Raw genomic sequence first — 21,928 nt, 5'->3', positions numbered from 1 at the left:
CGCGTCAGCCCTTCTCGGTGACGCCCGCCGCGTCGAACGTCGCCACCTCGTGCATCGCGCGAGCCGCGCTCTGCACCATCGGGAGCGCCAGCAGCGCGCCCGTGCCCTCGCCCAGCCGCAGATCGAGATCGACCAGCGGCCGCAGCCCCAGCTTGGTGAGTGCCGCGACATGGCCGGGCTCCGCGCTGCGGTGACCAGCGATGCACGCGGCGAGCGCCTCGGGCGCCACGGCGCGGGCCACCAGCGCGGCGGCTCCGGCGCTGACCCCGTCGAGGATGACGGGCGTACGCAGCGAGGCGCCGCCGAGGATCAGCCCGACCATCGCGGCGTGCTCCAGCCCGCCGAAGGCGGAGAGCATGCCCAGAGGGTCGGCCGGATCGGGCTGGTGGAGCTCCAGCGCGCGGCGTACGACCTCGACCTTGCGGGCGTGTGTCTCGTCGTTGATGCCGGTGCCCCGGCCGGTGACCTCGGCGGGGTCGGCGCCCGTGCAGGCGGCGATCAGCGCCGCGGACGCCGTGGTGTTGGCGATGCCCATCTCGCCGGTGAGCAGCGCCTTGTTGCCTGCCGCGACGAGATCGCGGGCGGTCTCGATGCCCACCTCCAGGGCCCGCTCGACCTCCTCGCGGGTCAGCGCGGGGCCGACGGTCATGTCCGCGGTACCGGCCCGGACCTTACGGGGCAGCAGACCGGGCGTGGTGGGCAGTTCGGCCGCCACGCCGACGTCGATGACGCACACCTCGGCACCCACCTGGTTGGCGAACGCGTTGCAGACTGCGCCGCCGCCCAGGAAGTTGGCCACCATCTGCGCGGTGACCTCCTGGGGCCAGGGCGTGACACCCTGCGCATGCACCCCGTGGTCCCCGGCGAACACCGCGACGGCGGCCGGCTCGGGCACCGGCGGCGGACACTTGCGGGAAAGCCCGCACAGCTGCGCGGAGATGATCTCCAGCATGCCGAGCGCCCCGGACGGCTTGGTCATCCGCTTCTGCCGCTCCCACGCCTCGCCGAGCGCCTTCGCGTCCAGCGGGCGGATGGTGCCCAGCGTCTCGGCGAGCATGCCGGTCGGCTCGGCGCCCGGCAGCGCACGGCGCCCGTACGACTCCTCGTGGACGACCCACGAGAGCGGGCGCCGCTTGGACCAGCCCGCCTGCATCAGCTCGGGCTCGTCCGGGAACTCGTCGACGTAGCCGACGCACAGATAGGCGACGACCTCCAGGTGCTCGGGCAGCTCCAGCGTGCGGACCAGCTCCCGCTCGTCGAAGAAGCTGACCCAGCCCACTCCCAGCCCCTCGGCCCGCGCGGCGAGCCACAGATTCTCCACCGCGAGCGCCGAGGAGTACGGCGCCATCTGCGGCTGCGTATGACGGCCGAGGGTGTGCCGGCCGCCGCGCGTCGGGTCCGCGGTGACGACGATGTTGACCGGGGTGTCGAGGATCGCCTCGATCTTCATTTCCTTGAACTGCTTCGCCCGGCCCTTGGGCAGCGACTTGGCGTACGCCTGCCGCTGCCGCTCGGCCAGCTCGTGCATGGTCCGCCGGGTCTCCTCGGAGCGGATCACCACGAAGTCCCACGGCTGGGAGTGCCCGACGCTGGGCGCGGTGTGCGCCGCCTCCAGCACGCGGAGCAGCACATCGTGCGGGATCGGGTCGCGCCGGAACCCGTTGCGGATGTCTCGTCGCTCCCGCATCAGCCGATGTACGGCTTCCCGCTCCGCCTCGGCGTACCCCGCGGCGGGGTCGCCCGCAGGGGTGTCGGCCGGGGCTGCGGCGTCGCCGACGGGCTCGCCTTCGGCATGCGCGGGCTCGCCTTCGGCGGGTTCGGCGTCGGCAGGTTCGGCGTCGGCCGCCTCGGCTTCGCCGGTCGGCGTTTCGGCAGCGGCGGGTTGGGCGTCCGGGGACTGGGCGTCGGGGGCTTCCGTGGTGGCGGCCTCGTTGTCGTCGTCGGCCTCCACATCGGCGGCCCGGCCTTCGGCCGTCTCGCCATCGGCGGCCTCACCGTCGGCCGTCTCAGCGTCGACAGCCTCGCCGTCGGCGGGTTCCGTGGCCGTGGCGGATTCCGTGTCTTCCGGCGCCGGGGACTCGGCCGGGGCCGTCACTTCGGCATCCGGGGCAGCCGCGTCGACGGCTTCGCCTCCGGGGGCGGAGGTCTCCGGGGCGGAGGTCTCCGGGGCGGAGGTCTCCGGGGCAGCGGTCTCCGGGGCAGCGGTCTCCTCGGCGGAGGTCTCCGGGGCAGCAGCCTCCTCCGCGGATGTCTCCTCTGCGGACTCCGTGCCGGGAATGGCCGGCTCGGCGGGGGCGGGCTCCGCCTCGGCGGGGGCCGGGTCTTCCGCGGTCGCGGCATCGGGTGCGTCCGGGCCCTGGGGCGTCGCGGGCTCCTGCGGGGCCGCCTCGGGTGCTTCCGCCACGCCGGTCAGCTCCATGGTTGCCGAGTCGGGCGGGGCGCTCGTTGGAGCAGCTGCTTCCGGTTCCGTGTTGTCCGATGCGTCTGCCGGTACGGCTTCGGCGGATGCGGCAGTCTCGGGAGCCGGGGGCTTGGCCTCGGTGGTGCCGGGCTGCGCCTCCGGTGCCGCCTGAGGGGCAGCGCCTTCGGGCATCGGCATGGACTCGGGCTCCTCACCTGGCTGGGCCTCGGACGAGGTGCCCGGGGAGTCGGGAGAGTCAGGGGCTGTTGGCTGTCCGGGAATCACCGGGCTGTCCGGCTGCGTGCCGTGCTGCTGCTCCGCGTCCTCGTTTATCGGCGGTGCCACCGACTGGGGCGGGGCATCAGCGCCCTGCTCGGGCCGGGATTCGCCGCCCTGCGCCGGAACGGTGGGCAGCGTTCCGGTCTGCGCCTCCTGGCGAGGGCCGGGCACGGCGTCGTTGACGGGGTTCTCCGGCGCGGGCGCCTGCTGAGGAACTGCCTCGCCGGTCGCGGAGACCTCGATCGGTCCGCCCATCGTCGGCGCCTCGTCGGGAGCCTGGCCGCCCTCGGCCGGAACGGCCTCCGGAGCGTTGCCGGGGGGTTCGGGAGAGAGCTGTGGTTCGCCACCTGCCTGCCCGTCCTCGGGCATGGGCACGGACGCGGCGGGGTCGGCATCAGCGGGAGCAGGCTGCTCGGCGGTGATGGACTGCTCGGCGGAGACCGCAGGGTCCGCCGAGACCGCAGGTTCGACCGGCGCGGGGGCGGGCTGGCCGGTCCAGGCGTCCGGTGGGAGCTGACCGAGCTGCGGGCCCGGCAGCGGCTCCTCGACAGCCGGTGCGGGCGCCTGCTGCTCGGGGTCGGGCTGCGGCTGAGGCTGCGCCTCGGGCTGCTGCGCCGGAGCTTCGGGGTGCGCGGGCTGCGGACCGGCGATCTGTTGTCCGGGGGCTGCCGGTCCCCCGGTCTGCGAGTCCATGACAGCAGGAGCTGTCGGCTGAGGACCGGTGCCGGGCTGCTGTTCGGCCGGTGCTGCACCCTGGGGCTGCTCCGCGGGAAGCCGCCCGTCCGACGGTACGGCAGGCTGCGGCGCCGCACCGGCCGCGCGACCGGCCGGCGCACCCTGCACGGGCGCGGCCTGCGGAGTCGCGGGGGCCGACTGCGCGGCAGCCCGCTCCGAGAGCGGGCGTACGGTGCCGGACTGCTCGGGCACCGGCGGCCCGAGGTGCAGCGGGCGGCGCGCACCGTTGCCGGCGGCGGCGCCCTGCGTGGAGGCGGGCGCTCCGTGCGGCTGTTGGGGCGTGCGTACGGCGCTCACATCGATGGAGCCGGAGTCCCGGCCGTCCGTCTCATGCGGCTCCGGGGCGCCCGCGGCCACCGCGTCCGGCTGCTGGGCGGAAGCGGAACCGGCGTCGGACTGCGGGGCGGAAATGGCACCGGCGTCGGACTGCGGAGCCGGAGCCGGACCGGCGTCGGGCTGCGGCTGCTCCGGCTGGGCAGCCTGCGCGGTCGGCTGCGGGTCGCCCTGCGCCTGCTGGACGTACGCGGCCTCCTGCGCCCCGTATCCGTGCTGCGCATACCCGTTGACCCCGTACGCGTCGCCCGGCGCGTGGGTGCCTTCCGGCCCGTACGGCGCCTCGGGCGTCAACTGGCCGCCCTGCGGCGGCTGATGGCCGGCGGCGGGATGCGGCTGCCCGTGCTGGTCGTACCCGTACCCGTAGGAGGCTTCCGGCTGTGGCTGGGCTTGAGGGTGGGATTGAGGCTGGGGTTGGGGCTGTGGCTGCGGCATCGGCTGTCCCGGGCCGGGCGTCGACTGCTCGTTCCAGGCGCCCTGCGCCGAGGGCATCAGCAGCAGGTCCTCTTCCTCGTGCGGTTCCTGGTGACTTGGTGCGTCGTGGGGGCCTTGCGCGAGGTGGGGGCCTTGCGCGTCGTGGTGGCCGTTCGGGGCGTGGGCGGAGGTTGCCTGGGCTGCGTTCTGGACGTTCTGGATGTCACCGACGCCACCGGCCGGGTCGGCGAAGGTGTAGGTACCGGAGGCCGGAACGCCCGGCTGTCCCTCCGGCTGCTGCCCGCCTGCGTTCTCCGGCAGCCCCTCGCCCGGGATCTGACCGGTGTCAGTCATGCGTTCCCCTCGCCCATCGCTAGTGCTCCTTCCAACCCGGCGGACGGACCGCCGCACCCCGTAGATGAAGAACGAGCACGCACTCTGTGCGGCACGTGCCTCCGCCTACACCATTCGGACAATGACGGACGAAGCGTCAACACCGAACGGTGGCACAACAGTCCATCAGCCTACCCGTCACTACTGACACCACCGGCCACGGGTGGGAGAGAAAGCGCACTTCGTCGGGGTTCGTCACGCAGCACGTCACAGAGGTTCACTGTCACGTCACAGAGGTTCAGGTGCGGGCGGCGGACAGCAGGAAGACGACGGAGCGTTCGGTCTCCGTCCACTCGGCCGTCTCCAGCTCCACCGACTGAAGCAGGGCGCACTCGACGGCGTAACCCCGCTCCCCGAGCGCCCTTCCGACCGCCTCTGCCTCATCCCTGGTGGTGGCGTGCGTGACGATACGCGGGGGGCGGCGGTCGGCGACGGCGGTGACGGTGCCCGCTCCCCCGCCTCCGACCCGCACCACATCGGGCTCGGGAAGGTCCTCCAGGATGTGCGGCGCGACGCCGTGCACGGTCTCCAACTGGACGCCGAAGCGCCGGGCCGCGGCGTAGATCCGGGCGCACGCGTCGGCGTCGCGGTCGACCGCGATGGCGGCGGCGCCCAGCCGTGCGGACTCCACCGCGAGGGCTCCGCTGCCCGCGCCGATGTCCCAGACGAGGTCACCGATCCGGGGCCCCAGCCAGGCGAGTTGGGCGGCGCGCAGCTGTACCGACTCACCGGCCCGGGACGCGCGGGCCTTCCCTTCCACCGGCACTCCCGTGTACTCGACCGCCGGCAGGGCCCAGCCGCGGACGGTGGGCGGGTAGCCGACCTCATGACCCGCGAGCCACGCGCTGCCCTGGGTGGCACCCCTGTCGGCGCCGGCTCCCGTACCGCCGACGACGATGACGACGTTGGGGTCGCGCCAGGTGTGGTCGGCGACCTTGTCGGAGGTGAGGACGGTGACCTGCTCGCGCTCGGTGCCCAACTCCTCGCAGATCACGAAGGTGCGATGGACGCCGGTCAGCAGCAGGGCGAGTTCGGCGGGCCCGGCGCCGGGCGAGGTGAGTACGGCGACCTTGTTGTGGGCGCGGCAGACATTGACGGCCCGGCGCAGGGTGCGGCTGTTGGCGACGACGAGCTGGGCGTCGTCCCAGGGCATCCCGGCACGGGCGAAGGCGGCGGCGACCGAGGAGACGGCGGGCACGACCTCGACCTCCAGGCCGTGCTCGGGGGCGCGCAGGGTCCGTACGACGCCGAAGAAGCCGGGGTCGCCGTCCGCGAGGACGACGGCCGAGCCGCGGTGGCGCGCGATACGGCGCGCTGCGAGGGAGGTGCTGCCGAGCCGGATACGTTCGGCGCGTGGCGGGACCTCGGGCAGAGCCAGGTGGTGCGCGGCTCCGGCGACGAGGGTGGCCGCTGCGAGTGCCGAGCGGGCGGCGTCGGTCAGCGGCGAACCGTCCCACCCGATCACGGTGACGCGGTCGGCCATGGTGGGTGTCTCCTGGCTGGTCTGTGGTCATCGCAGGTCGGGCCCACTGAGCGTACCCTCTGTGCGGCCGGGGGCAGCCTCCCCGTGCTGCCGTGCGCGGCCGTCCGTGCATCCTGCGCCCGGCGCATGCGGCGGTCGGCGGCGCACAGGCCGGCTGGGATCAGTGGCGCCGGGGTCGGCTGCGGTCAGTGGCGCTGGGGCCAGCTGGGGTAGTGCGCGTAGTCGCCGGTCTCGGCGAACTGGTCGAAGGCGCCGTCGAGGTCTTCGGGGAGCAGGCTCCAGACGATGAGGTCGGTGCGGATCTCCGCCCAGCCGCCCTGGGCCTCCGGCCGGGCGGACCCCCAGTTCTCGGTGCGGGTGCGCGCTATCCAGGCGTTGCGCAGCACTCCCTCGCTGATGCAGCCGAGCTTCTGGGCGACCTGCTGCGCTGCGGTGTTGTCGGCCGCGGTGCGGATCTCCAGGCGTTCGAACTTCTGATCCTGGAAGAGCCATTGGGCGACGGCCGCCAGCGACTCGGAGGCGTATCCCTCGCCGCGGGCCCAGGAGGCGGTGGCGTAGGCGGCGTGGGCCGAGAGCACCCGCCAGTCGGTGTCGCGCAGTTCGACCAGGCCGACGAGGCGCTGGGTGAGCAGTTCGGTGACGGCGAAGACGATGCCGTCACCCGAGGTGCGCCGGGCGGGGGCGCGACGGGTGACGAGGTTCCGGGCCTCGGCCTCGGTGAACGGCACGGGCGCCGCCATCCAGGCGGTGATCTGGTCGTCCGCCATCATCTCGGTGAGCGCGGGGACGTCCGCTTCCTCGAACGGGCGCAACACGAGCCGGTCCGTGCTGATCGAGATGTCCGGGAAGGTCGAGGTCATCGGGAATCCTCCGTGGATACCCCTGCCTCACGGCGGGGGAAGAAGCGGACTTCTGCCGAGCAGGGTAGGGGAGACCTTTCACCCACCAGGATGGCTGCTGATCGTGTGCGGTCTCGGCCGTTCCCCGTCGACGTGCCGTCCTTGTGACGCAGCCTGTGAGGTGCTGGCCGGCGAGAGACAAGCCGACCGGGCCTGCCGCCGGGCCGGCGGGAAGTGACGTCTGCGGAGACTACACAGAGCCGATGGGCGGTGCGCCGTCCCTCGCCGTTCGTCCGGGTCGGCTGTCGGCGGTGCAGCAGAAAGCGCGACCCGCAAGGGTCGAACCCCCTGCTTCTGCTGGGAGAGAAGTCAAGCGCCGCTCCTCCACGTCGTCGGGTGCTCAGCATGCAGCATCGGTACCGGAAGTGCGGCGCCGGGGCCCTTCCGCAGGAGGGCCCCGGCGCCGTGCCGGAGACTTGTCGACACGGGACTTTCGTCGTCAGGCCGGAAGGTTCACGATCCCACAGACCCGAAGACCGGTTCGATGGCCCCCTGGTATTTCTTCTCGATGAACTTCTTGACCTGCTCGGAGTTGAGCAGCTTGGCCAGCTTCTCGATCCGCGGGTCGTGCTGCTTCCCGTCCTTGACGGCGAGGAAGTTGGCGTACGGGTTGCCCTTGGCCTGCTCCGCGACCAGGGCGTCCTTGGCCGGGTTGAGGTCGGCGTCGACGGCGTAGTTGCCGTTGATGACGGCGGCGTCCACATCGTCGAGCGCACGCGGGACCGCCGCGGCCTCCAGCTCCTTGAACTTCAGACCCTTGGTGTCGGCGATGTCGCCGAGGGTGGCTTCCTGCCCGGCGCCCGGCTTCAGCTTGATGAGGCCGTGCTTGGCCAGCAGGTGCAGGGAGCGGCCCTCGTTGGTGCTGTCGTTGGGGACGGCGACGGTGTCGCCGGACCCGATGCCCTTCAGGCTCTTCTCCTTCTTGGAGTAGAGACCCAGCGGCTCCAGCTCGACGTTGACGACCGGCCTGATGTGGGTGTTCTGCTTCTTGTTGAAGTCGTCGAGGTAGGGCTTGTGCTGGAAGAAGTTGGCGTCGACCTCGCCGCTCTCGGTGGCGGTGTTGGGCACCACGTAGTCGTTGAACTTACGGATGTCGAGCTTGAGCCCCTCCTTTTCGGCGAGGTGCTTCTCGACGTACTCCAGGATCTCGGCGTGCGGGGTGGGCGAGGCCGCGATCTTGAGGGTCTGCTTGTCCTCGCCGCCCTGGCCGACGCCGTAGCCGATGAGTGCCAGCGGGACGACGACGGCGGCGGCCACCGCGACCGTACGGCCGCGGCCCAGCCGCGCGAGCCGCTTGCCGGCGCCTCCGTCGCCGCTGCCCGCACCGCCCCGGCCCGCGGCCAGCAGCCGTACGACGGCGTCGCCGATGATCTGCACGGCGGTGACGATGACGATGAGCGCGACCACCGTGGCGATCATGACGCTGGTCTCGAAGCGCTGGTAGCCGTACTGCACGGCCACCGAGCCGAGGCCGCCACCGCCGACGGTGCCGGCCATCGCCGAGTAGCCGATCAGCACGATCACGGTCGTGGTCAGCCCCGCCACCAGGGACGGCAGCGCCTGCGGGAGCAGCGCCTTGAAGACGACGGTGGGGGTGCCGCCGCCCATCGCCTGGACGGCCTCGATCAGCCCTCGGTCGACCTCACGGACGGCGGTCTCCACCAGCCGCGCGAAGAACGGGATCGCGCCGATGGCCAGCGGCACGATGGCGGCGGTGGAGCCGACGGACTGGCCGACGACGAAGCGGGTGAAGGGGATCAGGGCGATCAGCAGGATGATGAACGGCAGCGACCTGCCGACGTTCACGACCGCGCCGACGACCTTGTTGACCGGCGCGTTCTGCAGCATCCCGCCCTTGTCGGTGAGGACGAGCAGCACACCGAGCGGCAGACCGCCGGCCAGCGCGAGGAGCGCGGACCAGCCGACCATGTAGAGGGTGTCCCAGAACCCCTGGAACAGCAGCGGCTGTATCTCGGACCAGGTCACTTGGCACCCTCCTTGGCGAGGCCGTCAGCGCGCTCGGCGGCGTCGGTGATGTTGTCCTCCACGACGGCCTCGCTGTCCTCCGCCTTGCTGTCCTCCGCGACGGCCGCGACATCCACGGTCAGGCCCTGTTCGCGCAGGAAGCCGATCGGCACGACGTTGTCCTCGAAGCTGCCGGGCAGCTCGATCCGCATCCGGCCGACCTGCTTGCCCGCGACGGTGTCCATGGCGGCGCCGAGGATGGAGATGTCGACCTCGTAGGTCCGCGACAGCTTGGAGATCACCGGCTCGGTGGTCGTCGCCCCGTGGAAGGTGATGTCCACGACCGTACGGCCGGGCGCCGAGGGCACCCCGCCGACGGGGAAGAGCTCGCGGGCCAGCTCGGAGCCGGGCGTGGCCAGCAGCTCGGGAACGGTGCCGGATTCGGTGATACGTCCGTCCTTCATCAGCGCAGCGGAGTCGCAGACGGCCTTGACGACCTCCATCTCGTGCGTGATCAGCAGCACGGTGAGGCCCAGTTGCTCCTTGAGGTCGCGCAGCAGCTGGAGGACGGAGCGGGTGGTCTCCGGGTCGAGCGCGGAGGTCGCCTCGTCGGAGAGCAGCACCTTGGGGTCGCCGGCCAGCGCCCGCGCGATGCCGACCCGCTGCTTCTGGCCGCCGGAGAGCTGCGCGGGGTGTGCCTTGGCCTTGTCGGCGAGGCCGACCAGGTCGAGCAGCTCGCGCGCCTTGCGGGTGCGCTCCTGCCCGCTGTGGCCGAGGATCTCCAGCGGCAGCTCGACGTTGCCGAGCACCGAGCGCGAGGACAGCAGGTTGAAGTGCTGGAAGACCATGCCGATCCGGCCGCGTGCCGCGCGCAGCTCCTTGCCCGCGCGCTTGCCGCTGCCGGCGAGCGCCGTGAGCTCCTGGCCGTCGACGGTGACGGTGCCTGAGGTGGGGCGTTCGAGGAGGTTGACGCAGCGGATGAGCGAGGATTTCCCGGCGCCGCTCTGGCCGACGACGCCGAAGACCTCGCCTTCGCTGACGTGGAGATCGACCCCGTCCAGTGCGGTGACCTCGCGGTCCCGCGTGCGGTAGACCTTTGTGAGGTCCTTTGTCGTGATCACAGAAACATCCGTGGTGTCGGTGGGATGAGCGCTTACGGTGCCGTCGAGGGGCGCGGCGCGGTCCGGGACGGTGCGGGCAGAGTGCGCCCACGGCTGCGGTGTTCGCGGTGCGCGTGGGTGGTTCGCCCCTGGGGGTACCTCCCAGCGGTAGCTGGGGGACTCCGGCCCGGAGCCCGGGGGGTCAGCGGTGGGGGCGGGGGCTGCTCTGCCCGCGATGCTCGGTGCGCGGGCTCGTGACTCGCTTCGGGGCGCGAGTCGCCTCGGTCAGCTCAGGCAGGGGCCCTCAGCGGGCACACATTCGCCGGGCGGTCCGCGACGGCCAGGCGCGCATAGGCATACAACGAGCACCGGGCGTACAGGTCGCCTCGGTCGCAAGTGTGCGGCAGCTCGTCGTGTTCATGGGGCTCAGTAAACCAGATGGGGCGGACGGCACAGAGGCCCCCGTCCGCATCGTGGACGGGGAAATGGACAGCAGCCCGGCGTGCCGCAGCCCGCTCAATCCTCTGCGACGACCATCACACCCGAGGCTGTGACCTGCGCCGTCACAGAACCGAGGTGCTCCACGACCACATCGGCACGCAGCTGTCCGCGCGGGTGTGTTGTGGCCAAGCCCACGGTCCGCATGCCGGCCCTGCGGCCCGCCTCCAGCCCGGCGGGGGCGTCCTCGAAGACCACGCACCGTGCCGGGTCGGCGCCCAGCTTCCCGGCCGCCAGCAAGTACGGCTCCGGGTCGGGCTTGCCGCGGGTGACGTCGTCGGCGGCGACGACCAGCGGCGCCTCGATGCCCACAGCACGCAGCCGGGCCTCGGCCAGCTCGCGGGTGGCCGAGGTGACCACGGCCCAGCTCCCCTCCGGCAGCGAGGCCAGCAGCTCGGCGGTGCCGGGCAGCGGGACGACGCCTCCGTTCGGCACATCCTCGACCTCCAGCCGCTCGATCCGGGCCAGTGCCTCGGGGATCTGCGCGGCGGGCAGCAGATCGCCGACGATGTCCACGGCCGGCCGCCCGTGCAGCTCGACCGCGGCGAAGTCCTCAGCGCTGATCCCGTACTCCTGCGCCCACCTCGTCCAGCAGCGGAGCACGGAGTCCATGGACGAGAGCAGGGTGCCGTCGTTGTCGAACAGCAAGGTCACGGGGGCTTCGAACTTCATGCCGAGCAGCGTACGCGGGCGCCCGGGGGCGCGCGTCGGCAGGCCCGGGCGCCCTTTTAGACTCCTTCACATGCTCACCCCGCTCACCGTCACGCTCGCCGTGGCCGCGCTTCTGCTGGCCGCGTGGTGCGGCTGGGCGGCCTACCGCGACCAGCCCACCAAGGACTGGCACTTCATCGGCATGGCTGTGGTGACCCTGCTCGCGCTGGCGCAGCTGGTGGTCGGCATCGTGCAGGTGGCCCGCGGCCAGACCGCGGCGGACGGCTCGGTGATCTTCTTCTCCTACCTGGTCGGCGTCGTCGCGTGCGTGCCCGTGGTGGGTCTGGTCTCGCTCACGGAGCGCACCAAGTGGGGCTCGCTGACGGTGGTGGCGGGCGCCGTCGTACTGGCGGTCCTCCAGGTGCGGCTCCACGACATCTGGGGAGGCGGCACGGGTGGCTGAACAAACGCCCTCGAAGACCGTTCCCGCGCCCCGCCGCGCGGGCATCAACACGGGCCCCGGCAAGCTGCTGGTCACGCTGTACGGGATCTTCACGGTGGGCGCCGCCTCGCGTTCCGTCGTCCAGCTGTCCACCCGCTTCCACGAGGCGCCGCTGGCCTACATCCTCTCGGCGGTCGCCGCAGTGGTGTACGCGTTCATCACGCTCTCCCTCGTCCGCGGCGGTGAGGGCGCCCGCAAAGCCGCCCTCACCTGCTGCGCGCTGGAACTCCTCGGCGTACTCGCCGTGGGCACCTGGACTTTGGCGGAACCCTCCGCGTTCCCGGACGCCACCGTCTGGTCGGACTACGGAATGGGCTACCTCTTCATCCCGGTAGCCCTCCCCGTGACGGGCCTTTGGTGGCTTCGGAGCCGCAACAGCGGGGGTGCGGGGGCGTAGGAGGTGTGGGCGTAGCCCGCACGTCCGACCACCCCGCGAAGCGCTACGCGCTGGTGGCGTACTCCGTCGCGTCCTTGGCCAGCGCGACCAGGGTCACCCGGCGGTCGCGCTCGGTGCCCACGGGCGTGTACCCCATCCGCCGGTAGAGGCGGAGATTGCCCTCGCTGCGGCTGCCGGTCACCAGGTGGTAGCGCTTGGGTGCGAACTTCTCGGCGAGGAGGGCCTCGACGGCGGCGAGCAGCCGCCCGCCCAGTCCGTGCCCCTGGAGGCGGGGGTGCACGCACAGCCGGCCGATCCGCGCCGTGCCCTCGGCATCGACCTTGCCGCGCACGGTGCCGACGACCTCCTCGCCCAGCCGGGCCACCACCATGCAGCCCTCGGCCAGTTCGGTCCGGAGTTCGTCCAGCGTCTGGACGAGCGGCTCGATGCGGTAGTCGCCGTACAGCTCCGCCTCGCTCTGGAAGCAGAGGTACTGCAGTTTCAGTATCTGTTCGGCGTCTCGCTCGTCCGCCGCAGAGATGGTCACGCTCATGCCCATGTGCGCATGCCTCCCCAAGTTGTGTGCGCACGGGCACGGGAAAGTGAGGGTGCCGTGTCCGTGCAGTCTGCCCTGGTGACGCCGGTTGCCTCTCGCACCCTTCCCGTTGTTCCGGGTGGTGGAACCTTTGCCGCGAGCATTCTGCGCAGGCATTCCAGACAGCGAGAACGTAGCGGGCCCAGCGCGCCCTGTGAGATTCCCAACTCGCGGGCGATTTGGGGGTATGTGGGCTCTTCGCGGGACAGTAGCGCCCGCAGTACGGCAGGGCAGCGTCCCGACAGCCTGCCGACGGCCGCGACGAGTTCGCGGCGCCGCTCGGCGGCCAGCAGCGGGGCCTCGGTGTCGCTGGCCGGATCACCGGTGCCGTCGGCCGCGGTGATCCGCCGCTGACGGAGTACGCGGGGCACGGGCTCGGCACCCCGCGGCACCTCGCGCCGCCGCCCGCCGGCCGCCGCACGGACCTCGGCACGTACGGCGGCGGCCAGCCACGCGGCGGGCTCGGCGGGCGGCCCGGACTCGCGCAGATGCTCAAGCCAGCGCAGCCAGACGCCCTGGCGCAGATCCTCGGCGTCCGCACCGGCGTGGGCCGTGGCCTCGGCGGCGCACTCGGCATCCAGCAGCGCCCACAGGCCCGGCTCCATCAGGGAGGGTTCGGTCATACGCCGCTGCACGCGCGCCGCCCGCCCCCGGTTGCGGGGCGGGCGGCGCATCACTCGTACGGGTGGGACCGCTCAGTGGTCGGCGCGGAAGTCGGCCGCGGCCAGCAGCGCGGTGTCGCAGTTGTCCGAGAAGAGACCGTCGATGCCCGTCTCGAAGTAGCGCTTGAAGGCGCCGAACGCGTCGCCGTACGCGTTCGGGTCGTCGCCCTTGCGGAAGTCGGCGGGCAGGAAGGTGTTCTCGTTGCGCATGGTGTACGGGTGCAGCACAAGCTTGTGCGCATGCGCGTCCCGCACCAGGGTCGTCTCCTCGCCGAGGGAGCCGTCCTGCTTGCGGGGGATGATCAGGTCGAGGGTGGGCCCGATGCCCTGCGCAAAGCCGGCGATCCACTTCAGCCCCTCGGGCTTGACCAGATCGGCGACGGTGCGCGGGTCTCCCGCCTCCACGAAGTCCCAGGGGCGCGAAGTGGGGCCGGACAGCAGGACGACGCGGGGGCATTCCACCAGCTTGCCCAGCTGCTGGATGCTGCTCGGCTCGAAAGACTGGAGGAAGTTGGGCGCCTGCGCCTCGTGCCGCCCGTACCGGCGCAGCAGCTTGGCCAGCGGCTTCTCCAGGCCCAGGCCCAGCTTGCGGAAGTAGGTGGGGTGCTTGGTCTCGATGTGGAGCCACACCGGGCGGCCTCGCCGCCTGCCCTGTTTGTCGGCCCATTGCAGGACCTCTTCGAAGCTGGGCACCTCCCAGCGGCCGTCGTAGAGGGTGTTGTGCTGGCGCTGCTTGGGGATGCGCTCCTTGGCCCGGAGCGTCTTGAGCTCCTTGAGGGTGAAGTCCTCGGTGAACCAGCCGGTGAACTTCACCCCGTCGACCGTCTTGGTGGTCTTACGGGAGGCGAACTCGGGGTGGTCGGCCACGTCGGTGGTGGCGGTGATGTCGTTCTCGTGCCGGCACACCAAGTGGCCGTCCTTGGTGGGGACGAGGTCCTGCTCGATGACGTCGGCGCCCATGTCGAGGGCGAGCTGGTAGGAGCCGAGGGTGTGCTCGGGGCGGTAACCGCTGGCGCCGCGGTGCGCGACGACGGCCGGAGTGGGCAGGCTGCGGTGGCCTTGTCCGCCCCCGTCGGTGCGGGCCGACGGGCGGGCCGCGGCCTGCGCGGTACCACCGCCGAGCGCGACCGCGCCCGTACCCGCCGCGCCCAGCACGGCCGCCGCCCCGAGCACGGTTCTGCGGCCCGGCTGCTGCTCCTGTCCCATGCGCTCTCCTCTGCTCCGGTGGCACCGATGACCGGCCCCTGCCACACGTCGGGCTGATCGTAGGACCGGCCGGGCGGCGCCGGGGAGACGTGCGTGCGAACACGGCGGAAACACCGGCCAGTCGAGGAACGGGGATCGGAGCAATATGGAAGTAACCCGCGTCAATTCCTCGTAACGGTGCAAGCAACCCGGTGTGCCGGGTACCCGAAGCGGCGAGTATCGTCCTCATCTGCGCGTCCGTGCGCATCGACCAAGCGCACGGCCATATCGACTGAGGCGGAGGGTCCGTTGTCCCGTTTCCGGCTGATCAAGGCAGTGCTCGGCCCGCTTCTCCGCGTGCTGTTCCGGCCGCGGGTCGAAGGGGCCGACCGCATCCCTGGCTCGGGTCCGGTGATCCTGGCCGGCAACCACCTCACCTTCATCGACTCGATGGTGCTGCCGCTGGTCACCACCCGCCAGGTCTTCTTCATCGGCAAGGACGAGTACGTCACCGGCAAGAGCCTCAAGGGCCGGCTGATGGCGTGGTTCTTCACCGGGGTCGGCATGATCCCCGTCGACCGGGACGGCGGACGCGGGGGCGTCGCCGCGCTGATGACCGGCCGCCGGGTGCTGGAGGAGGGCAACGTCTTCGCCATCTACCCCGAGGGCACCCGCTCCCCCGACGGCCGGCTGTACCGCGGCCGTACGGGCATCGCGCGGCTCGCCCTGATGACGGGCGCACCGGTGGTGCCGTTCGCGATGATCGGTACGGACGAGGTACAGCCGGGCGGCAAGGGCCTCCCGCGGATCGGCGGCGGGCGTCGGATCACGGTCCGCTTCGGCGAGCCGCTCGACTTCTCCCGGTACGAGGGCATGGACCGCGACCGCTATGTGCTGCGCGCGGTGACCGACGAGGTCATGAGCGATGTGATGCGCCTGTCGGGCCAGGAGTACGTGGACGTCTACGCGACGAAGGCGAAGGCCGCCTGACGCCGAGCGGTTCGGTTGCGGCGGGCAGCGTTATGACTCCCCGTCCAACCGCTGCCCGCGCAACAGCCGCCAGGCCAGCACCGCGGCGGCCAGCAGGACGACGGCACCGGCAGTGGCGCCGTACCGCAGGCCCTCCGTGAAGCTGTCGCGGGCGGCAGCCAGCAGTTCCCCTCCCTGCGCGGGCGGCAATGTGTGTGCCGTCCGCACCGCCTCGCCCAGCGACTGCCGGGCGTGCTCCGCGGCGCCTTCCGGGACACCCGAAGGGGTGGCGAAGGAGCGGTAGACGCCCGTCACCACGGACCCCAACAGGGCGATGCCGAGCGCGGCGCCCAGTTCGTAGGCGGTCTCCGAGACCGCCGAGGCCGCGCCGGCCTGCTCCTTCGGCACCGTCGAGAGGATCACATCGGCGGTCACCGTGAACGCCAGCCCCGCACCCGCGCCGACGACCAGAAGCACGCCGCCCAGCAGCAGATAGCTCGTTGTCGCCTGCAGCCACAGGCAGGCGCCCAGGGCCAGCCCCACGGCGGTGAGCCCGCCGGAGACGGCGCCCCGCACGGACGTACGGCGCGCGACCCACCCCGCCAACAGCCCGGCGACGATCGAGCCGATGGCGGCGGGCAGTTCGGCGAGCCCCGCCTGGAACGGGGTACGCGCCTGCACCATCTGGAGGAACTGGGAGAGGAAGAAGACCAGTCCGGACAGGCCGAGGATGGTCAGCAGGTCGGCGAGGACGGCACCGCTGAAGCCGCGATGGGCGAACAGCCGCATGTCCAGCAGCGGCGCCGGCAGCCGCAGTTGGCGTCGTACGAACGCGTACAGCGCCGCGAGGCCGGCGAGGCCCGCCAGCACGGCGTCCCAGCGGAAGCCGTAGGCGGCAGCCTCCTTGACGGCGTATACGAGCGCGATGATGCCCACCATCGACAGTCCGACGCTCGGCAGATCCCACGGTCCCGGCGCCGGGTTCCTGGATTCCGGCAGCAGCTTGCTGCCGACCAGCACCAGTACGGCCATCACGGGGAGGTTGATCAGGAAGACGGAGCCCCACCAGAAGTGCTCCAGCAGGAAGCCGCCGACCACGGGGCCTATGGCGGTGCCCGCGGCCGTCATCGCGCCCCAGATGCCCACGGCCAGGCTGCGCTCCCGCGGGTCCGGGAAGATGTTGCGGATCAGCGCGAGAGTGGCGGGCATCAGGGTCGCACCCGCCACGCCCATCAGCGCCCGCCACAGGATCATCGCCTCGGCGCTGTGCGCGTAGGCGGTCAGCACCGAGAGGGCGCCGAACGCCACCGAGCCGGTGAGCAACAGCTTCTTACGGCCGATCCGGTCGCCGAGGCTGCCCATGGAGACCAGCAGTCCGGCGATGACGAACGAGTAGACGTCGCCGATCCACAGCAGTTGGGTACTGGAGGGGCGCAGGTCCTCGCTGAGGAAGGGTGCGGCCAGGCCGAGGACGGTGACGTCGATACCGACCAGCAGCACGGCCAGTACCAGCACCGCGAGGGCGACCCAGCGCAGCCGGGAGGGATCGGCCCCGGGCCGCACCTCGGGGCCGGGGGCTGCGGTTCTGCTGCTCATTTCAACTGCTCCGTCGTGCGCCGCCGAGCAGCAGCTCGGCGGTCATCCGTACCGAGTCGCGGGCCGCGACCCTGCCGTCCTGGACCGCCCAGGCCGACGCCGTGATCAGCGCGTAGAGGGCTTCGGTGAGCCAGGCCGGGGACAGGTCGATGCGGAAGGTGCCCTCTTGCTGTCCGCGCTGGAACAGGGCGCTGATCCGCTCGTCGATCCTGGTCCAGCCCTCGTGCTGCTCGCCGGGCTCGAAGAGCTGGTTCTCGGTGACCAGAAAGCCGAGGAAGCCGGCGAGCGGCTCGGTCCGGGCGATGACGCGCCGTACCGCTTCGGCGGCGTCACCCTCGTCCAGCCGGGCCGCGTCCAGCGCCGCGTCGAGGCGGCGGAGACCGAGCTGTTCCAGCGCACGGACGAGCGCCTCGCGGCCGGCGAAGAGCCGGTGCAGCGTCGCACGGCTGATGCCGGCGGCCCTGGCGATGTCGTCCATCGAGGAGGTCGGCCGCCGCGTCAGCACATCGGCGGCGGTGCTCAGCAGCTCTTCCCGGTCCAGACTCATGAGACAACCCTACTCCACATGAGACAGAGATGTCGCATACGAGACAGCAAAAGCGCCCCGCCGCACGAAGGCGGCGGGGCGCCGGCGAAATCCGCGACTCTGTCAGTGCGCCGGCTTTGTGACTTGCGGCATGACCTGCGGCTTCACTGCCACGGCAGCTCCGAGCGGCGCCGCCAGTACACCTCCGGCTCCTCCACCAGCTCGGCCAGCAGGGCCAGTTGGGCCTCGTCCAGCTCGGCCGCCGTGGCCAGCAGGTTGGCGTGCAGCTCGCCGGCCGTGGCCGCGCCGGAGAGGACGACCCCCGCCCACGGCTGCCGCAGCACCGCGGCGAGCGCGACGGCATCCGGCGTGGTCCCCGCAGCCTCCGCCACCAGGTGCAGATCGCGGGGCTCCTGGCCACCGGCCAGCCGTCCGTTCGCCATCGCCTCCTTGACGATCACCGTGAGCCCCGCCTCGTGCGCCTCGGCCAGCGCACCGGCCGCCGAGGTCTCCAGCAGGTTGTAGGTGCTCTGGACGGTGCGGAAGAGCGGCTCGCCGTCGACGGTGACCCGCAGCGCCGCGCGGATGGCGTCGGCCTGCGCGGGTCCGCTGGTGCTGAAGCCGACCGTGATCCCATCGGCCGCCAGCCGGGCCAGCCGCTCGTGCAGCGCGGTGTCGGTGAGCGCGGGGCTGTCCGGGGTGAGGGAGTGGATCTGGTACAGGTCCAGCCGGTCGCCGAGCAGTTCACGGCTCTCGGCCAGCTGCCGCTCGAATGCCTCGAGGGAGTGGTCCTTGACCTCGTGCACCTCGGCGTCCGTACGCCACTCCCCCACATAGGCGTAGCCCCACTTGCTGCCGACGACCACGTCGTCGACCTCCGGATGCTCGCGCAGCCAGCCCGCGAGGAACTCCTCGGCCCGCCCGTAGGAACGCGCCGCGTCGAAATAGCGCACGCCCTGCGCATAGGCCGCGTCCAGGAGTTCGTGCGTACGGGAGCGCAGCGCCTCCGGGGTGCGGTTGACGGGCAGCTCCGCCTCCCTGCCGAGGGTGATGTACGCGGGACGGCCGACGGCGGCCAGCCCCAGGCCGAGGTGGGCCGTCGGTGTGGTGGCGGAAGCGAGACGGGTGAAGGGCATCGGCATCTCCCGGCCAAGGGTGCGAACGGTGGTGCGGCTGGTGCCGCACCACCGTACTCGGCGGGTGCCGCCGGGCTCCGCACCTTGGTGTGAGGGTCTGCGGTGTCGACGCCCCCGGAAGACCTTCGGGCCCCTCCCCTGTTCTGGTGAGGGAGTGCCCCTGCCCGACGTCCGCAGGCTGCGGGTGCCTGGTAGTTGCTCGCGCAGTTCCCCGCGCCCCTTCGGGGCGCGTTCCCCACTGCGCTTGGGAGGGTCCAGATCGGCGTGATGCTCGCGCCCACGCGGCGGAGCCGCACATGAGCACAGCTCCGCGCCCCTTCGGGGCGCCTCCCCTTCGGGGCTTGGAGGGTCAGCGCTTGGCGTCCGCCCATTCGCGCTGGTGGTCCAGATCGGTGCGGAAGTCCGCGAGCTGGGTGGCCACCGCGGAGGGGGCCGTACCGCCCTTGCCGTCGCGGGCGGCCAGCGCGCCCGGCACGTTCAGGACCTCGCGCACCTCGGGGGTGAGGTGCGGGGAGATCGCGGCGAACTGCTCGTCGGTGAGCTGGTCCAGCTCGATGCCTGTACGCTCGCACTCCTTCACGCACGCGCCCGCCACCTCGTGCGCCACCCGGAACGGGACGCCGCGCTTGACCAGCCACTCGGCCACATCGGTGGCCAGCGAGAACCCGGCCGGCGCCAGCTCGGCCATCCGGTCGCCGTGCACGGTCAGCGTCGCCATCATGCCGGTGAACGCGGGCAGCAGCAGCTCCAGTTGGTCGATGGAGTCGAAGACCGGCTCCTTGTCCTCCTGAAGGTCCCGGTTGTAGGCGAGCGGCAGCGCCTTGAGCGTCGCCATCACCCCGGTCAGATTGCCGATCAGCCGGCCGGACTTGCCGCGCGCCAGCTCCGCGATGTCCGGGTTCTTCTTCTGCGGCATGATCGAGGAGCCGGTCGAGAAGGCGTCGTGCAGTGTCACGAAGGAGAACTCCTTCGTGTTCCAGATGATGATCTCCTCGGCGATCTTCGAGAGATCGACACCGATCATCGCCGTGACGAACGCGAACTCCGCGACGAAGTCACGCGAGGCCGTCCCGTCGATCGAGTTGGCCGCACTGCCGCCCTCGAAGCCCAGGTCGGCGGCGACGGCCTCCGGGTCGAGGCCGAGTGAGGACCCGGCCAGCGCTCCGGAGCCGTACGGGGACACCGCTGTACGCGCGTCCCACTGCCGCAGCCGCTCCGCGTCCCGCGCGAGGGCCTGGGCATGTGCCAGGACGTGGTGCGCGAACAGTACGGGCTGCGCGTGCTGGAGGTGGGTGCGGCCCGGCATCGCCACATCCGGGTGCATCTCGGCGAGGCCGACGAGCACGCCCTGCAGTTCGGCCAGCAGGCCGCCGATCACCCGGGCGTGGTCCCGCAGATACATCCGGAAGAGGGTGGCGACCTGGTCGTTGCGGGACCTGCCCGCACGGAGCTTGCCGCCCAGGTCCTTACCGAGGCGCTCCAGGAGGCCGCGTTCCAGGGCCGTGTGGACGTCCTCGTCGGCGATGGTGCCCTGGAAGTCGCCGGAGGCGACGTCCCGTTCGAGCAGGTCCAGGCCCTCGATCATCTGGACCAGCTCGTCGTCGGTGAGCAGGCCGGCCTTGTGCAGGACGCGGGCGTGGGCCCGTGAGCCCGCGATGTCGTACGGCGCCAGGCGCCAGTCGAAGTGGACCGATGCGGAGAGCTTCTCCAGTGCCTCGCTCGGTCCGTCGGCGAACCGGCCGCCCCAGAGGCGGATGTCGTCGGTGTCGTTGCTGCTCACGTGCGTCGCCTGCTCCTGGCTCAATGGTGCGGTTTCGTCGGCGGCTGCGGGCCGGCCGCAGCACAACAGGGCCCGAATTATGCCTGGTCGCGCTTGGCGGCCAGCTTGCTGCTGAGTCCGAAGATCTCGATGAACCCCTTCGACATCGACTGGTCGAAGGTGTCTCCGGTGTCGTACGTCGCCAGGTCGAAGTCGTACAGCGACTGCTCCGACCGGCGCCCGGTCACCACGGCCCGCCCGCCGTGCAGCGTCATCCGGATGTCGCCGGAGACATGCTGGTTGGCCTCCTCGACAAACCCGTCGAGGGCCCGCTTCAGCGGGGAGAACCACATGCCGTCGTAGACCAGCTCGGTCCAGCGCTGCTCGACCTGCCGCTTGTAGCGGGCCAGTTCGCGCTCCACGGTGACGTTCTCCAGCTCCTGGTGCGCGGTGATCAGCGCGATGCCGCCGGGAGACTCGTAGACCTCGCGGGACTTGATGCCTACCAGCCGGTCCTCGACCATGTCGATCCGGCCGATGCCCTGGGCGCCGGCGCGCTGGTTGAGCTGCTGAATGGCCTGGAGAACGGTGACGGGCTTGCCGTCGAGCGCGACGGGCACGCCCTTCTCGAACGTGATGACGACCTCGTCCGGCTCGCGCGGGGTGGCGGGGTCGGAGGTGTACTCGTAGACGTCCTCGATCGGGGCGTTCCAGATGTCCTCGAGGAAGCCGGTCTCCACCGCCCGCCCGAAGACGTTCTGGTCGATGGAGTAGGGCGACTTCTTGGTCGTCGCGATGGGCAGGCCCTTCTCCTCGCAGAAGGCGATGGCCGCATCGCGGGTCATGGCGTAGTCACGGACGGGCGCGATGCACTTCAGGTCGGGGGCGAGGGAGGCGATGCCCGCCTCGAACCGCACCTGGTCGTTGCCCTTGCCGGTGCAGCCGTGGGCCACCGTGCCGGCGCCGTGCTTGCGGGCAGCGGCCACCAGGTGCTTGACGATGGTGGGCCGGGAGAGCGCGGAGACCAGCGGGTAGCGGTCCATGTAGAGCGCATTGGCCTTGATCGCCGGGAGGCAGTACTCCTCGGCGAACTCGTCCTTGGCGTCGGCGACCTCGGCCTCGACGGCACCACAGGCCAGCGCACGCTTGCGGATGACGTCCAGGTCCTCGCCACCCTGGCCGACGTCGACGGCTACGGCGACGACCTCCGCACCGGTCTCCTCGGCGATCCAGCCGATGCAGACCGAGGTGTCCAGACCGCCCGAGTAGGCGAGTACGACGCGCTCCGCCACGGCTTCTCCTCCTTACGGTTTCATACGCTGATCGGCATAAGTATGCACTCCTCTGCATGGTTCGTCAACGGGCGCCTCTGACCTGCGCCCCTGTTGCCGTCGCTGTCGCTGCGGAGACTCGCCGTGCGGCTTCGCCCGGGCGGCCCAGGGTGGGCAGGCGCAGCCCTCGATGCCGGGTA

At 71.7% G+C, this 21,928-nt stretch carries 16 protein-coding genes and 2 pseudogenes; 3 read left to right on the top strand and 15 right to left on the bottom strand.

Going from position 1 to position 21,928, the window contains the following annotated elements; all coding sequences use genetic code 11:
- Window positions 1-4: 4 nt before the first annotated feature.
- The 7 genes and pseudogenes from cobT to ACTWQF_RS11970 all read right to left on the bottom strand — a co-directional run bounded on the left by cobT (window position 5) and on the right by ACTWQF_RS11970 (window position 11,172).
- Entirely contained in the window at window positions 5-4,516 is a 4,512-nt protein-coding gene (gene cobT, locus ACTWQF_RS12000) for a nicotinate-nucleotide--dimethylbenzimidazole phosphoribosyltransferase (RefSeq protein WP_443279270.1), read from the bottom strand.
- Between the two features lie 277 nt (window positions 4,517-4,793).
- Window positions 4,794-6,038: a precorrin-6y C5,15-methyltransferase (decarboxylating) subunit CbiE gene (gene cbiE, locus ACTWQF_RS11995; protein ID WP_443279268.1), complete on the bottom strand. Its 1,245-nt coding sequence runs from the start codon at window positions 6,036-6,038 to the stop codon at window positions 4,794-4,796.
- 185 nt (window positions 6,039-6,223) lie between these two features.
- Complete coding sequence (locus tag ACTWQF_RS11990; protein ID WP_443279266.1) at window positions 6,224-6,898, bottom strand: GNAT family N-acetyltransferase; 675 nt, start codon at window positions 6,896-6,898, stop codon at window positions 6,224-6,226.
- Window positions 6,899-7,390: 492 nt separating this feature from the next.
- A pseudogene (locus tag ACTWQF_RS11985) lies at window positions 7,391-8,107 on the bottom strand (MetQ/NlpA family ABC transporter substrate-binding protein); the annotation flags it as partial.
- A gap of 168 nt (window positions 8,108-8,275) precedes the next feature.
- Window positions 8,276-8,923: pseudogene (locus ACTWQF_RS11980) on the bottom strand (methionine ABC transporter permease); the annotation flags it as partial.
- The gene (locus tag ACTWQF_RS11975; protein WP_443279265.1) at window positions 8,920-10,023 is read right to left on the bottom strand and encodes a methionine ABC transporter ATP-binding protein; all 1,104 of its coding nucleotides are present in this window, start codon (window positions 10,021-10,023) and stop codon (window positions 8,920-8,922) included. The gene ACTWQF_RS11975 and the pseudogene ACTWQF_RS11980, both read right to left, overlap by 4 nt.
- Before the next feature lie 495 nt (window positions 10,024-10,518).
- Entirely contained in the window at window positions 10,519-11,172 is a 654-nt protein-coding gene (locus tag ACTWQF_RS11970) for an HAD family hydrolase (RefSeq protein ID WP_443279263.1), read from the bottom strand.
- 70 nt (window positions 11,173-11,242) lie between these two features.
- Here ACTWQF_RS11970 and ACTWQF_RS11965 point away from each other — a divergent pair, with 70 nt between their 5' ends.
- Both ACTWQF_RS11965 and ACTWQF_RS11960 read left to right on the top strand, forming a co-directional pair.
- A complete protein-coding gene (locus ACTWQF_RS11965) occupies window positions 11,243-11,614 on the top strand; it encodes a hypothetical protein (RefSeq protein ID WP_443279262.1) in 372 nt (123 codons plus the stop codon).
- Window positions 11,607-12,050: a hypothetical protein gene (locus tag ACTWQF_RS11960; RefSeq protein ID WP_443279260.1), complete on the top strand. Its 444-nt coding sequence runs from the start codon at window positions 11,607-11,609 to the stop codon at window positions 12,048-12,050. Before ACTWQF_RS11965 ends, ACTWQF_RS11960 begins: the two co-directional genes overlap by 8 nt.
- Window positions 12,051-12,093: 43 nt before the next feature.
- Here ACTWQF_RS11960 and ACTWQF_RS11955 read toward each other — a convergent pair whose 3' ends face one another.
- The 3 genes from ACTWQF_RS11955 to ACTWQF_RS11945 form a co-directional block, all read right to left on the bottom strand.
- Window positions 12,094-12,588 (bottom strand): GNAT family N-acetyltransferase, encoded by a 495-nt coding sequence (locus tag ACTWQF_RS11955; protein ID WP_443248765.1) that lies wholly within the window; start codon window positions 12,586-12,588, stop codon window positions 12,094-12,096.
- The gene (locus ACTWQF_RS11950; protein WP_443279258.1) at window positions 12,579-13,247 is read right to left on the bottom strand and encodes a sigma-70 family RNA polymerase sigma factor; all 669 of its coding nucleotides are present in this window, start codon (window positions 13,245-13,247) and stop codon (window positions 12,579-12,581) included. Before ACTWQF_RS11950 ends, ACTWQF_RS11955 begins: the two co-directional genes overlap by 10 nt.
- Before the next feature lie 72 nt (window positions 13,248-13,319).
- The gene (locus tag ACTWQF_RS11945) at window positions 13,320-14,492 is read right to left on the bottom strand and encodes a glycerophosphodiester phosphodiesterase (protein WP_443279257.1); all 1,173 of its coding nucleotides are present in this window, start codon (window positions 14,490-14,492) and stop codon (window positions 13,320-13,322) included.
- 288 nt (window positions 14,493-14,780) lie between these two features.
- On the opposite strand from ACTWQF_RS11945, the gene ACTWQF_RS11940 reads away from it, so the two are divergent.
- On the top strand, window positions 14,781-15,461 hold the full coding sequence (locus ACTWQF_RS11940; protein ID WP_443279255.1) for a lysophospholipid acyltransferase family protein: 681 nt from the start codon (window positions 14,781-14,783) through the stop codon (window positions 15,459-15,461).
- A 30-nt stretch (window positions 15,462-15,491) separates the two neighbouring features.
- Here ACTWQF_RS11940 and ACTWQF_RS11935 read toward each other — a convergent pair whose 3' ends face one another.
- The 5 genes from ACTWQF_RS11935 to ACTWQF_RS11915 form a co-directional block, all read right to left on the bottom strand.
- Window positions 15,492-17,036 carry an MFS transporter gene (locus ACTWQF_RS11935; protein WP_443279253.1) on the bottom strand — a complete coding sequence of 515 codons (1,545 nt, stop codon included), beginning with the start codon at window positions 17,034-17,036 and terminating at the stop codon, window positions 15,492-15,494.
- Between the two features lies 1 nt (window position 17,037).
- The gene (locus tag ACTWQF_RS11930) at window positions 17,038-17,583 is read right to left on the bottom strand and encodes a TetR/AcrR family transcriptional regulator (protein ID WP_443279251.1); all 546 of its coding nucleotides are present in this window, start codon (window positions 17,581-17,583) and stop codon (window positions 17,038-17,040) included.
- Window positions 17,584-17,726: 143 nt separating this feature from the next.
- Window positions 17,727-18,698 carry an aldo/keto reductase gene (locus ACTWQF_RS11925; protein ID WP_443279249.1) on the bottom strand — a complete coding sequence of 324 codons (972 nt, stop codon included), beginning with the start codon at window positions 18,696-18,698 and terminating at the stop codon, window positions 17,727-17,729.
- Between the two features lie 349 nt (window positions 18,699-19,047).
- Window positions 19,048-20,478: an argininosuccinate lyase gene (argH, locus tag ACTWQF_RS11920; protein ID WP_443279248.1), complete on the bottom strand. Its 1,431-nt coding sequence runs from the start codon at window positions 20,476-20,478 to the stop codon at window positions 19,048-19,050.
- 77 nt (window positions 20,479-20,555) lie between these two features.
- Window positions 20,556-21,749 carry an argininosuccinate synthase gene (locus ACTWQF_RS11915; protein ID WP_443279246.1) on the bottom strand — a complete coding sequence of 398 codons (1,194 nt, stop codon included), beginning with the start codon at window positions 21,747-21,749 and terminating at the stop codon, window positions 20,556-20,558.
- Window positions 21,750-21,928: the final 179 nt, after the last annotated feature.

The sequence above is a fragment of the Streptomyces sp. 8N114 genome, assembly GCF_052245835.1.
Classification (GTDB): Bacteria; Actinomycetota; Actinomycetes; order Streptomycetales; family Streptomycetaceae; genus Streptomyces.
Note: the sequence above shows the minus strand (reverse complement) of the source record. Positions and strands in the feature narration are given on the sequence as shown.